The organism is Algoriphagus sp. AGSA1 (assembly GCF_021390545.1).
Lineage (GTDB): Bacteria > Bacteroidota > Bacteroidia > Cytophagales > Cyclobacteriaceae > Algoriphagus.
Genome location: NZ_JAJUWR010000004.1, coordinates 136,925 through 150,154, shown reverse-complemented (window position 1 = coordinate 150,154; position 13,230 = coordinate 136,925). Strand labels below are relative to the sequence as shown.

Annotated in this window: 12 protein-coding genes, 1 pseudogene and 1 riboswitch; of the genes and pseudogenes, 11 read left to right on the top strand and 2 right to left on the bottom strand. The window is 43.7% G+C overall.

What is annotated here, in order from left to right; translation table 11 throughout:
* Positions 1-115 precede the first annotated feature (115 nt).
* Positions 116-670, top strand: coding sequence for a hypothetical protein (locus tag LZF95_RS03875; protein WP_233753673.1), 555 nt, complete (start codon positions 116-118; stop codon positions 668-670).
* The gene (locus tag LZF95_RS03870) at positions 670-1,437 is read left to right on the top strand and encodes a TIGR02757 family protein (RefSeq protein WP_233753672.1); all 768 of its coding nucleotides are present in this window, start codon (positions 670-672) and stop codon (positions 1,435-1,437) included. The genes LZF95_RS03875 and LZF95_RS03870 overlap by 1 nt, the downstream gene beginning before the upstream one ends.
* Before the next feature lie 123 nt (positions 1,438-1,560).
* Here the strand turns inward: LZF95_RS03870 and aceK are convergent, their stop codons facing one another.
* The gene (aceK, locus tag LZF95_RS03865; RefSeq protein WP_233753671.1) at positions 1,561-3,279 is read right to left on the bottom strand and encodes a bifunctional isocitrate dehydrogenase kinase/phosphatase; all 1,719 of its coding nucleotides are present in this window, start codon (positions 3,277-3,279) and stop codon (positions 1,561-1,563) included.
* A gap of 324 nt (positions 3,280-3,603) precedes the next feature.
* Between aceK and LZF95_RS03860 the strand changes: the two genes are divergently transcribed.
* From LZF95_RS03860 to LZF95_RS03845, 4 genes are read left to right on the top strand one after another with little or no spacing between them, the layout of a single operon-like run.
* Positions 3,604-4,290, top strand: coding sequence for a hypothetical protein (locus tag LZF95_RS03860; RefSeq protein ID WP_233753670.1), 687 nt, complete (start codon positions 3,604-3,606; stop codon positions 4,288-4,290).
* Positions 4,274-4,930 (top strand): CoA pyrophosphatase, encoded by a 657-nt coding sequence (locus LZF95_RS03855; protein ID WP_233753669.1) that lies wholly within the window; start codon positions 4,274-4,276, stop codon positions 4,928-4,930. Before LZF95_RS03860 ends, LZF95_RS03855 begins: the two co-directional genes overlap by 17 nt.
* 57 nt (positions 4,931-4,987) lie before the next feature.
* Complete coding sequence (locus LZF95_RS03850; RefSeq protein WP_233753668.1) at positions 4,988-6,241, top strand: DUF819 domain-containing protein; 1,254 nt, start codon at positions 4,988-4,990, stop codon at positions 6,239-6,241.
* On the top strand, positions 6,241-6,498 hold the full coding sequence (locus LZF95_RS03845; protein WP_233753667.1) for a (2Fe-2S) ferredoxin domain-containing protein: 258 nt from the start codon (positions 6,241-6,243) through the stop codon (positions 6,496-6,498). Before LZF95_RS03850 ends, LZF95_RS03845 begins: the two co-directional genes overlap by 1 nt.
* Positions 6,499-6,644: 146 nt before the next feature.
* Here LZF95_RS03845 and LZF95_RS03840 read toward each other — a convergent pair whose 3' ends face one another.
* Positions 6,645-6,965: a YbjQ family protein gene (locus LZF95_RS03840; protein ID WP_233753666.1), complete on the bottom strand. Its 321-nt coding sequence runs from the start codon at positions 6,963-6,965 to the stop codon at positions 6,645-6,647.
* Positions 6,966-7,224: 259 nt separating this feature from the next.
* On the opposite strand from LZF95_RS03840, the pseudogene LZF95_RS27735 reads away from it, so the two are divergent.
* The 5 genes and pseudogenes from LZF95_RS27735 to metH form a co-directional block, all read left to right on the top strand.
* Positions 7,225-7,377, top strand: a pseudogene (locus tag LZF95_RS27735) (ATP-binding protein); the annotation flags it as partial.
* A gap of 18 nt (positions 7,378-7,395) precedes the next feature.
* The gene (locus LZF95_RS03835) at positions 7,396-7,842 is read left to right on the top strand and encodes a response regulator (protein ID WP_233753665.1); all 447 of its coding nucleotides are present in this window, start codon (positions 7,396-7,398) and stop codon (positions 7,840-7,842) included.
* A 100-nt stretch (positions 7,843-7,942) separates the two neighbouring features.
* Entirely contained in the window at positions 7,943-9,226 is a 1,284-nt protein-coding gene (locus LZF95_RS03830) for a hypothetical protein (RefSeq protein WP_233753664.1), read from the top strand.
* A gap of 90 nt (positions 9,227-9,316) precedes the next feature.
* Positions 9,317-9,415: riboswitch (SAM riboswitch) on the top strand.
* Between the two features lie 65 nt (positions 9,416-9,480).
* The gene (locus LZF95_RS03825; RefSeq protein ID WP_233753663.1) at positions 9,481-10,533 is read left to right on the top strand and encodes a homocysteine S-methyltransferase family protein; all 1,053 of its coding nucleotides are present in this window, start codon (positions 9,481-9,483) and stop codon (positions 10,531-10,533) included.
* 4 nt (positions 10,534-10,537) lie between these two features.
* The gene (gene metH / locus LZF95_RS03820; protein ID WP_233753662.1) at positions 10,538-13,222 is read left to right on the top strand and encodes a methionine synthase; all 2,685 of its coding nucleotides are present in this window, start codon (positions 10,538-10,540) and stop codon (positions 13,220-13,222) included.
* Positions 13,223-13,230: the final 8 nt, after the last annotated feature.

Below are 13,230 nucleotides of genomic sequence, written 5' to 3'. Positions count from 1 at the left end.
TAGAAGACCGTCAGCAATGGCGGTCTTTATTCGTTTTGAACCTTTGGATTACGCTTTAGGTTTTTAGAAGGGATTTTGGTTTCCGAAATACCCAAGTTAATTTAGCATCAGAGCTATGAACAAAGTCCAACTCGTTTTCCACCATATTTTCCGCTTTATCTGGAATCTGATCTTCATTGTCTCCTATCCGATATTGGCTAGCTTTGGATTGCTCTTTATAGGGGTCACCTATGTTTTTTCTTTGTTGTCCAGATTCTTGAATAGACTTCGGCAGGAAGGGAACAAAGTTGTATTACAGGAATCCGAATGGGAGGATTTGCCTTATTCCAATGAGTTACTAGAAGCCAAATTGATTAAACAAATCGTTTTTGGGCCATCAGGATTCAAGTTCCGAAGAAAAGACGGAGTGCCCTCCGTGCTTTCCGACTATGTGTTCGGGAAAAAAGTAAGAGTTTTGGAAGAAGGGTTTATCCTCGAAAAATGGAACAGTACCGATTCCAGAGATTTACCGGATTTTGATATTTGCCTATACGATCCGGATGTGGATACACTCCGATCCCTTACCAATATTAAATGTTTTGACTGGCATGTTTCAGATAAGGCCGGTAATATGCTCATTTTCAAATGGTTTGATGGGACGCAGGGCGGGGAAGTAAAAGTGGCCATTTGATGCAAAATCTCAAGGAATTTTTGGATCAGAAAGTAGAACAATACAATCGTCCCGATTTTATAGCGGAGGATCCTATCTCTATTCCCCATCGATTCTCTAAGAAAGAAGACATAGAGATATCCGGGTTTTTTGCAGCTATTTTGGCATGGGGGCAACGCAAAACGATTATCAACAAATGCTTGGAATTGTTCAAGATGATGGATGATTCACCACATGATTTTATGATGAATCATCAGGAAGAGGATCTGAAGCCCTTCCTTAATTTTAAACATAGGACATTCAATGATATAGACACCCTGTACTTTATCCATTTTTTAAGCTGGTTTTACAAAAAACACAATTCTTTGGAAGAAGCTTTTGTGATGGGACAAAGCGGACAGTTAAATGCTATGGAAAGGATCTTGGTCAGTTTTCAGGGGTTGTTCTTTTCCCTGCCAGATTCCCCGCTGCGCACCCGCAAGCATATAGCCACACCTGCACGAAAAGCAGCCTGCAAGCGAATCAATATGTACTTGCGGTGGATGGTCAGGAATGATGATAATGGGGTGGACTTTGGTCTATGGAAGAAAATATCCCCTTCCCAGCTTATCTGTCCCTGCGATTTGCACGTGGATCGGGTAGGGCGAAAGTTGGGGTTGATTTCCAGAAAGCAGACCGATTGGCTCACTGCCCTGCAATTGACGGAAAAGCTTCGTGAATTTGATGCCAGTGATCCTGTAAAGTATGATTTTGCGCTTTTTGGGCTTGGGGTGGAGGAGAAATTTTAACCTAACAATATTACCTTGTTTTTTCTATTGACTAGTTGGAAATCGGAAGGGAAAACCCCTATATCACCGATTTAGTCAGCATCTCATGCACTTGGCTTTGCACGTCACCTATGATTTTTTAGGTTAAATCTTTTCCTCAGGCCGGAAACGGATTTCATCTGGATAGGGAAAGGCGTGGATCAATTCGCCCTCCAGTATCCTTTGCTGTATTCTTTGCCAATAGGACGGGTCAAACAGAGCCTTATGATATTCAAGAAAATGCTCTTTGAGATCCTTGCGTCCGATCATCCAGCGTCTGAAGTCCTCCGGGAAAACATCGTTTTTGGCGATGGGATACCACGGCTCCGATGCATAAATCTGCTCATAAGTCTCTGCTTTTGGCTTTATCCTGAAGTTCATATCAGTCAAAAATTCAATTTCATCGTAATCATAAAAGATGACTCTTTTTTGACGGGTAAGTCCGAAGTTTTTGGTCATCATATCCCCTGGGAAGATATTTGCCTGTGCCAACTGAAGTATTGCTCTTCCATAATCCTCAGTGGCCCGCATACCTTCTTCCGTACTACAGTGCTCTAAGAATATATTTAAAGGCTCCATTCTTCTTTCTGTGTACAAGTGTTTTATTATAAGGTATTTATCTGTTTTTTTTAACAGCGAGTTTGTAGTTCTCCGTAGTTCAGTCATCAAGTCAGGGCTGATTCTGTCCATGGGGATTTTAAAGTATTCAAACTCATGGGTATCTGCCATTCTGCCCACTCGGTCATGGAGAGAAACCAACTTATACTTTTCCCTGACTTCTTGTCGGGTCATGGTTTTAGGTGGTTCAAAATGATCCTTAATCAGTTTAAATACAATGTTCAGGGAAGGAAGTGTGAAAACTGTCATCACCATGCCTTTGATCCCGGCAGCCACTTCAAATTGATCAGTACTGGTGTCTAGATGATATAGAAAATCCCGGTAAAACAGGGTTTTTCCATGTTTGTTAAACCCTATGGCATTATAGAGTTCATGGATTTTTTTATGGGGGATCACAGAATTGAGAAAGGACACCACCTGGGAGGGGATTTCTGCTTCTACCATAAAATAAGATCTGGTAAAGCTAAACATGCTACTCATCAGGTTGGGATCGAAAATCAAGGTGTCCACAAAAATACCCTTTTCCCCATGTAGCACTGGAATAATAAAAGGCATCCATTTATGACCCAAAAATGTCCTTCCTATCAAATAGGCTGCTTTGTTTCTGTAGAAGACAGGTTTTAAAAGCTGGGTTTTCGTGTCCGGCCCAACACGGTATCTAGTCAGGATTACCTTTTTCACACTAGAAACCAGAAATTTGATATCCTGTTCTTTATCCATAAATGGAGCCCCAAAATCATAATCATCGAGTATCTGCCGTATGTTTTTCTCCAGCCCAAGGAAGGATGGGTAAGTTCTCAGTAATTTGTCCGTCTCTCTCACCCTGCAGGAATCGAACCCTTCCATGACAAACATCAACTCTTCATCTACTGCCAGTTTGGGGTAGCTCTTTCGTATTACAGAATTGAAAAAAGTTTCCGCCAATTCCATATCCGGCCGGCCGGATATCAATAATTGATATTCGGATTTTATAGCTTTCCAACTCGTTGGATTACCTGCATGGTCTCCAAGGAGTTTTACACATTCCTCAGCTAGGGGATACAGCAGGTCCTTATACAGTCGAAGACGCTGTCTGCTGTTGATATGCGTAGCGTGCCAGGCTTTTTGGCTGAAATATTTAGGAGCCAAGCGGGTGTAGGTATTGAAAAGCTCCATGTAGGTAATAAAGCCTGTATGGATTTTATTGGCAACTTGAATTGATGGCATTTCAGGAAACGAGATGGATTGAATTAAACTCGAAAATAAAAGGAATTATTTTTATGATTTTTTACGGTTCCACTAAGATATAATTTCGTTGATTTTTAAGGGTTTATAAGTTAAAATCATTGGGAGAATAAAATTTTGAAAATCTTTCGCAATCGATTGTTTGGAGGATATGAAAACATTTTCTAATTTTCGCAGGTATTCATAAAACGAATATCTACAATAGGTTTAATAGGTTTGAGAGCAGGAAAAGGCCAGGATTTTATCCAGGCCTTTTTTGTTTTTTGCGTGCCCTGGATTAGCTTAACCTTTTGAAAACATACTACAATGAGGAGCCCAATTACCACATGCCTTTACTTGACCTTATTTGGTTCTATAATTCTGTTTACTTCTGCCTGCGACAATAAAGGGAAGAACTCCGGCGAAGAATCAGGGATTTACCCCGTTGATGCGGAAGAGTTAGACCGGAATAGGGCGCAGATAGACCAGGGGTTGAGCCAAAAGAAAGAGTGGCAAGACCATTGGAGCAAGGAAGTGGGGGATATTATAGATGGCTCTCTTTTCGAACTGACTATGACAGATTCCATTGATTCCATGGAGATGCCGGAAAAGAACCCTGTTTTAAAGGATGACCCTCTTTTTCCTTACCAGTTTCCCCATCCCGGGGGAGATGGGGTCATTGATATCTATAGTTACAAGGTAGTCACCCATGCAGCTGATGATACAGCGTATTTGAGTCCTGATGCTGAAGTGGCGTGGTATAGGAGAGATGGGATGAAGGAGCGCCTGCTTTTTATGGGGCCATCGGGAATGTTTGAAGATGGGATATGGTTAAATGAACAGGAGTTTTTGGTTTTTGGTTATTTCCACGGGAACTCGGGATTTCGGCCCATGGCATGGCTAATCAACGTAGATACCCATCTGTTGAAACAGTTTCAGCTGGTGGAGGCCATAGATGATTACCTTCCGCAGTCATACATCAAAACCAAAATCAAACTTGTGGGTTTACGCTGATATGGATTATTTAAGTGTGTTGAGTTTGCTGGTAAAAGGGATGAAACATCCGCTTCCTGGCAAAGAAGCGCAACTTTCCATGTCTCCAACGCCAGTGGATCACAGGAGGTTCGAGGCTTCCCTACCCACAGATCATAGAAAAGGTGCGGTTCTCATACTACTATATCCAAAGGACGGGCAGGCCTTTTTTCCACTGATCAAAAGACCGGAATATCCAGGTGTGCATAGTGGACAGATAGCTTTTCCTGGGGGTAAAATGGAGGAAGAGGATGAGGACGAGGTGGATACGGCATTGCGGGAGGCTTGGGAAGAAGTAGGAGTGAGACCTGAGCAGGTAAACATCATTGGGAAAATGAGTGATTTGTTTATTCCTGCCAGCAATTTTTTGGTAAGCCCCATAGTGGGCTTTTCAGAACAAATACCGGATTTTGTGCCTGAGAAAAGTGAAGTGGCAAGGATTATACAGGCTGCCGTAAGTACACTCTATGAACCTCATTTCCGAAAGCAAAAAGTATTGGAATTCAGCCAGTCATTCCGCTTGGATACCCCGTATTTTGAAGTGGACAAGGAAATGGTGTGGGGAGCCACAGCCATGATATTGGGTGAGCTGCTACAGATTCTGGAAAACGGAAAAAACTAGAATTCTGGGCTTTTTGAACAATTGTTGGTATTGTTGCAGTCAATTACCCCGAATATAATGGAAGAGAATACCCCTTTACTTACCAATGATGCGGTAGTCTTTGGACTACTTATGGCAATACTTGCTCTGATATTTATTACTTCTGCCCTGGACAGACCATTTTGGAAAAAATTTTATGGCGTAGTGCCTACGGTATTGCTTTGCTATTTTATCCCTGCCCTTGCCAACTCCTTTGGGCTTATTTCCGGTGAAGATTCCCAGCTGTACGCCGTAGCCAGCAGGTACTTACTGCCCGCTTCATTGGTTCTTTTTACGATTAGTATTGACATCAAAGGGATTTTGAAACTCGGCCCAAAGGCGTTGACCATGTTTTTGGCCGGTACTTTAGGTATTATGCTAGGCGGCCCATTAGCCTTGCTTACGGTTGGCGCCTTTTTTCCCGAGCTTATGGAAGGGGCAGGGCCTGATGAAGTATGGAGAGGATTATCGACGATTGCCGGATCATGGATAGGAGGTGGAGCGAATCAAACGGCGATGCTGGAAGTGTTTGGCCCCAGCCCTGCACTTTTCAGTCAAATGATAGCAGTGGATGTACTGGTAGCTAATCTCTGGATGGCGGTATTGCTGTATTGGGCTGCCAAGCCTGGGAAAATAGATAAGCTTTTTAGAGCGGATAGTTCCAAAATCTATGCGCTTCGTGATAAAATAGAGGACTTCAGAAAAAGGAATATGAAGATCCCTACACTGTCTGATACCATGGTGATTTTGGGAATAGGGTTTGGGGTGACTGGAATTGCCCACTTAATATCTGATGTAGTCGCTCCATTTATAGGGGAGAACTATCCCGGCCTGAGTCAGTATTCCTTGGATTCAGCCTTCTTTTGGATAGTGGTGATCGCCACCACATGCGGACTGCTCCTTTCGTTTACTAAGGTGCGAAGATTAGAAGGGGCCGGCGCCTCACGACTGGGGAGCGTTTTGCTGTATGTGTTAATAGCTACTATTGGGATGCAGATGGATCTGGGGGCAGTACTGGATAATCCATTGTTGTTTATAGTGGGTATTGTATGGATGCTTTTTCACATCATCATTATGCTTTTGGTGGCTTTTATCATCAAAGCTCCCTTTTTCTACGTAGCAGTAGGCTCTCAGGCCAATGTGGGCGGTGCGGCTTCAGCCCCAATAGTCGCCGCGGCATTTGACGCTTCCTTGGCACCGGTTGGCGTACTTTTGGCTGTATTGGGATATGCTGCGGGTACTTACGGAGCGTACCTTTGTGGTCTTATGATGCAGGCGGTATCGATAGCATAATGAAGCATAGCAGAAAATTGGTTTTTATTTGTCTAGGCTCAGATTGTAAGGATTCTGGGGCAAAGAAGCTATGCAAGTCCCTCAAAAATGTCTCTGATGAAGTCCCTCTGAAGGGAAGTTGCAAAATCATCAAAACAAAGTGTATGGATATGTGTAAAACTGCCCCAAATGTGATCGTAGGTGATCATTTCTGTAAAAAGACCACCTTGGGCAAGGTACTGGAACAAATAAAAAATAGCCTGTCCCATAACTCATAATTGTCACATTGAGTGCCCACCTCCCGGAGGGCAGGAAGTCGAAATGGGCTTAATCAGGACATAAAAGGCTTCGACTTTCATGCCTTCGGCAGACTGGCTGCTCAGCCTGCCAAGAAAACCAGCTTATGAGACAGCCTCTTTCGTTTTTAATTCTTCAGCACTTTTACTGCCGTGCCGCTGGCCGTCACCATCAGCATACCATCCCGAATAGTTTCATAGTCTAAATCAATTCCTATCACAGCATTTGCTCCAAATGCCCTGGCCTGCATTTCCATTTCAGCCATGGCGGTAGCTTTGGCTTCACGTAAGACCCGCTCATAAGCAGAGGATCTTCCGCCCACTATATCTGTGATACTTGCGAAAAAGTCCTTGAAAACATTGGCTCCAATTATAGTTTCCCCTGAAACTATTCCCAGGTATTGCTCTACCGTATAGCCATCGAGGGAGTTTGTGGTTGTTACTATCATTCAAATTTGTTTGTTGTGGTGAGATGATTTCTTCTTTGATCTCCACGAAAATACATCCTAAAAAGTTTTACCTGCTAATTTCAGACTCATAAACTGTGATATCGTCACCATGGTCAGTGCAGGATTAAGTTTCTGCTTCCTAACCCTATGAGGCTTCCAAGAAATTGTCCCACTCAGAAGAAAAATACAGGGCACCGGTAGAAGGATCTTTAAAGTAGAAGATACCGGAATTGGCATCCCAGGGAAAAAGTAAGCCTATATCTATGAGGCTTTTACCCAGGCTTCTTCAGATACCACACGCAAGTACCGAGGTACAGGAGTTGGATTGGCGGTCGTAAAAAACTTAGCGCGTCTGCAGGGTTCTGGAATAAAGGTTTCATCAACTCAGGATAAAGGGACTATATTTGATTTCACCTTGTCACTTGTTGGAATGGATAGCAATAGAAATGAACGTAGTACGCATATAGAATTTGAGAAGAAATCTCTACAAGTGGCTAAGGTGCTGCTGGCGGAAGATAATCCTGTGAATCAGATTCTGGTTAAAAAATTCTTTAAGATATGGCAGGTAGGTAAGCTTGTGATAGCCTCTAACGGACAAGAGGCTATAAATGAGTTCCGGAACGGAGAATTTGATATTGTGCTGTTGGACATTCAAATGCCGGTTTTGGATGGTTTTGCAGTGGCAAAATTTATTCGGGCAGACAAAGATGCCAGGAAGAGCCAAACCCCGATTTTGATTCTTTCGGCAAGTTCTTTTCCGGCGATCAAAACTGAGTTGGAGCTTAACAAAATCAATGACTTCGTAGGCAAACCTTTTGATCCAGATCTCCTGTATGGAAAACTTATTGAACAACTTAATTCTAAAGATGCCAATTGAAACCGGTTTAGCATTAATTTTGCCTTAGAGCAGTGGGTTTGACCCAGCTTAATCCAATAGATAATTCATGCCTCTTTTTAGTAGATACGTTTTCCTGCTTATGATTTTTTTGATTGTTGCCAATGTCCAAGCGCAGCAATTGATGACTAAGCGATCCTCTTTTTATGTTGTGGCTGGTACTTCAGCAGGTAAGCTGAACCAATTTGACAATATGTTGGCTGAGCGTGGATTGTCAGGATTGCGTAATAAGTATCAAACGATAGGACTAGGCTATCAGGCAAGGATCAACGATTTTGTGCTTGGAATGGATGTGCTTCACAATAGGGGTGGAGTGAGTGAACTAGATGATTTTAGGATGAATTACCGTACCTCCAGAGCCTTGTTGAATGTTGGGTATGCACTTACTGAAGAGTCCAGGTTTCAATTGATACATTACATGTCCCTTGGAGTAGGCTTCCTCAATTTTCAGATGCTTCCCGCTAATACCCCCGATGAACTGGACGTTTTTCTGGACAATCCTAAGCAGGGATTCATTCTAAGGGAAAAAGATATTCAAAAAGGAACATCCAATTATGGTAATTTTCTTACGGAAATCGGTTTTCAGTTAAGTTATGATTTTGACCTGCCCGGCAGAAGAGAGGCTATACAGTTCATCACCAAAATGGGCTATTCGTTCAGTCCTCTGGAAGGAAAATGGAACATGAACGGGATTTCTTTTGACAATGCGCAAAGTGGGGCTTTTATACGGGTGGGGGCGGGAATCTCGCTTCCTGACAGGAATTTTTTCTACAAGGATGCCAGTATAGGGATATCGATGATCCGGGGGATTCATTTCACCAGTCCAAAAGGTTTCAATGAAAAACTGAAAGAAGCAGGTATCAACCCGCTAACAGGAATGCCCTCCAATTTGGGCTTACGGATTTTGGGCAATACCGAACGGCTTCTCTATGGAGCAGAACTGTATAATCTGGCCATGAGCGGAAAGGCAAACGCTGAATATACCCATAGTCTGAATAGCCTTAGGATATATGCCAATATGGGGTATAATCTTTTGCAATTCAAGAATTTTGGTGTGGGAACTTTAGGAGGGCTGGGGTATGGTAACATACGTTATACTCATCTTCAGGCAGGGAAGCCTGATTTCCCCGAACTATTTGAGCAGAGGGAATTTGATGGGTATTTGAAAAACAGTGGGTTAATGCTTAAACCTGAAGTTTTTGTCGAATATGGTATTCCGATGACTAAAAGGAAACTATTTGACCTGGTATTGACCGCCTCGGCTGGATATGAAATCCCCCTAGCTAATTATAAACTTGCAGACTATAGCATGGCGAGCTATATGGCTGGCTCATATCTGAGCTTTGGGATAGGGGTAAGGCCATAAAAATATGTTTCGAGCAATGTTGTGTTTTTTTTGCGGTATCCTTTTAATCGATTCTCCTGTTTTATTGTCAAAATGATATTACCTTTGGGTTGCTTATCGAGAAAGACTGAGGGAAGGGCCCTGCGACGTCTTAGCAACCTGTAGCCAAGGTGCTAACTCCCATTCCGATTTATCGGAAACAGATGAGCGGACTGGTACTTTGTACTTTTCTCCGTGTTTTGCTCGACAAGCTTTTTGATTAACAAAAAAACAGTATGCAAAACAGAACGGAATCCTTACTTCAACAACTTTCTCAGCGAATCTTGATTCTCGATGGAGCTATGGGCACCATGATTCAGAGATATACCTTGACGGAGGAAGATTTTCGCACTCCCGATTTAGCCAATCATCCCAAGTCATTAAAAGGAAATAATGATCTGCTTTCATTGAGCAGACCGGATATTATCAAGGATATCCATGCCAAGTACTTTCAGGCTGGAGCTGATATCATAGAGACGAATACCTTCTCTGCTACTACGATTGCCCAAGCGGATTACGATCTTTCGCATCTGGCTTATTCCATCAATTATGAGTCAGCGAAACTTGCCAGGCAAGTAGCGGCGACCTTCACTGAAAAAAATCCTGAGAAACCCCGCTTTGTAGCAGGGGCAATAGGCCCTACAAATAGAACGGCCTCACTCTCCCCAGATGTCAACGATCCTGGGTACCGTGCGATTACCTTTGACCAGCTGGTAGAGGCCTATGCTGAGCAGGTCCGGGGATTATTGGATGGGGGTGCGGATATACTATTGGTAGAGACCATATTCGACACCTTGAATGCAAAAGCAGCTTTATATGCTATCCAGGACGTCTATGAAGAGAGGAATATTCCCTTGCAACCACATGAAGGCGGAGTTCCTATTATGATTTCAGGTACAATCACCGATGCCTCCGGACGCACACTTTCCGGACAGACTACAGAGGCTTTTTTGATCTCTATATCCCATGTGCCTTTACTTTCTGTAGGGCTGAATTGTGCCTTGGGCGCAAAGGAACTAAGGCCTTATTTAAAAGTACTGGCACAAAAAGCCCCCTTTTATGTGAGCGCATATCCCAATGCCGGACTTCCTAATGAATTTGGTCAATATGACCAGGATGCAAACGAAATGGCGGAGCAGGTTAGAGACTTTTTAAAGGAGGGAATGCTGAACATCATTGGTGGATGCTGTGGAACCACACCTGAGCATATCTCAGCATTGGCAGGATTGGCATCAATTTATCAGCCTAGAAAATTAAATCAAGAAGAATTAGAAGAAACGTTGGACTGAGAAGATGGCTAAGAATAACTACTTGAAACTCTCAGGCTTGGAGCCTTTGGTTTTTACCCCAGAATTAAATTTTGTCAATGTTGGTGAACGGACCAACATTACCGGTTCTAAAAAGTTCGCACGCCTGATATTGAACGGTAACTACGATGAGGCACTGGAAGTGGCCTTGGATCAGGTACGTGGAGGTGCCCAGATACTCGATGTCTGCATGGATGAGGGGATGCTTGACGGGGAATTCGCCATGGTCAAGTTCCTGAATCTGATTGCATCCGAACCGGAGATCTCCAGAATTCCTATCATGATCGATAGTTCCAAGTGGAAGATTATCGTTGCTGGACTGAAGTGTGTGCAGGGGAAGGGTATCGTGAATTCCATCTCTCTGAAAAACGGGGAAGAGGAATTTGTCCAGCAAGCTAAAATCATCAAAAAATTCGGGGCTGCGGTGGTAGTGATGGCTTTTGATGAAGATGGGCAAGCAGATACCTATGAAAGGAGGATTGAGATCTGTGAAAGAAGCTATAGGATACTGGTTGATCAGGTGAGGTTCAACCCACAGGATATTATTTTTGATCCGAACATTTTCCCTGTCGCCACTGGAATGGACGAGCACCGCAAGAACGCACTCGATTTTTTCAATGCGACCAAATGGATTAAAAGTAATCTTCCCGGAGCTAAAGTCAGTGGGGGGGTCAGCAATGTGAGTTTTTCGTTCAGAGGAAATAATCCTGTGAGGGAAGCCATGCATGCTGCCTTCTTATACCATGCGATCAAGAGTGGGATGGATATGGGAATAGTGAATCCGACCATGTTGGAGATCTATGACGACATTCCTAAAGATCTCCTTGAGCGCGTGGAGGATGTGCTGTTTGATAGAAGGGAAGACGCTACAGAGCGCATGCTTGATTTTGCTGAAACGGTCAAGTCAGCCGACAAGAAGGAAACGGTAAATGAAGCCTGGAGATCGGATCCGGTAGCCAAGCGTATGGAGCATGCTTTGGTGAAAGGAATCCTGGATTTCATAATTGAAGATACCGAAGAAGCCAGAGTACTGCTGAAAAATCCGCTCAAAGTCATAGAAGGTCCCCTAATGGATGGAATGAATGTAGTGGGTGATTTATTCGGGGAAGGCAAAATGTTCCTTCCTCAGGTGGTAAAATCCGCCCGGGTGATGAAAAAGGCAGTAGCCTATCTAGAGCCCTTTATGCCATTGCCTGAAGAGGGGCAAGAAGAGTCTTCGCTAAAGAAAATCCTCTTGGCTACCGTCAAAGGGGATGTACACGATATAGGTAAGAATATCGTAGGGGTGGTGTTGGCTTGTAACAGCTATCAGATCATAGATCTGGGAGTGATGGTGGATGCTCAGAAAATCATAGACGAGGCGGTCAAAAATAAGGTGGATATTATAGGTCTGAGCGGGCTGATCACTCCTTCCTTGGACGAAATGGTGAATGTGGCCTCAGAGATGGAGCGGCAGGGGATCAAAATCCCATTGCTGATAGGGGGCGCAACCACTTCCAGAATTCACACTGCCGTGAAGATCGACCCGGTATATAGCGGGACTGTGATTCATGTGATGGATGCGAGCAAGTCAGTCCCTATTGCCGGGGAAGCCATTTCCGAAGACACAAAAGAAACCTATCGTCTCAGATATAAAGAAATTTACCGACAGCTTCGTATAGAGCATGAAGCCAAGCAGTCCGTGAAGCAATTGGTGTCCTATGTTGAGGCTAAGTCAAATCCGGTAGAAATTGATTGGGCTGATTATCAGCCCGTCGTCCCTAATACACTTGGGAGAACTGTGTTGAAAGATCTGGACTTGAACATTGTCCGAAGGTATATAGACTGGACTCCATTCTTCAGCACTTGGATGCTTAGTGGGAAGTTTCCGAAAATTTTCGATGACCCCGTAGTTGGAGGGGAAGCCAAGAAAATCTATGAGGAAGCGAATGAAATGCTGGATAAGGTTATAGCGGAAAAATGGCTTTCTGCCAATGCTGTATTTGGACTTTACCCTGTGCTGCGATCCGATGATGATGTCACTGTCTTGGACAGTGAAGGGAAGCCCTCTGCATCCTTCCATTTTTTGCGGCAGCAAGGCAAAAAAGGCAAAGGGGTACCAAATCGCTCCCTTGCAGACTACCTACACCCGGAGCAGCAGGATTACTTGGGATGTTTTGCCGTGACTTCAGGGATAGGAATGGAGAAAAAGCTCGCCGAATTCCAAAAAGCAGGGGATGACTACAACGATATTATGTTTAAAGCTATAGCGGATAGGCTTGCTGAAGCAGCCGCGGAGTACCTTCACGAGCTTGTAAGGAAGGAATATTGGGGTTACTCAAAGGATGAAAATCTTGAAAATGATTCTTTGATCCGGGAAGAGTACCCTGGTATCAGACCCGCTCCCGGATATCCTGCCTGTCCTGAACACTCGGAAAAGATCACTATTTCCCGGCTTCTTGATATGGAGAATCAAGCGGGGATAGAACTGACTTCCAGTTTTGCCATGTACCCTACATCTTCTGTGTCAGGTTATTTCTTTGGCCATCCGGAAAGCAAGTATTTCGGCCTTGGCAAAATAGGACAAGACCAGGTCGAAAGCTATGCATCACGTAAAGGTATTTCTCTGCGGGAAGCGGAGCGATTGCTCTCTCCGAACCTCGCTTATCAACCTAATCTAACCTTAGTATAGAGCCTGTT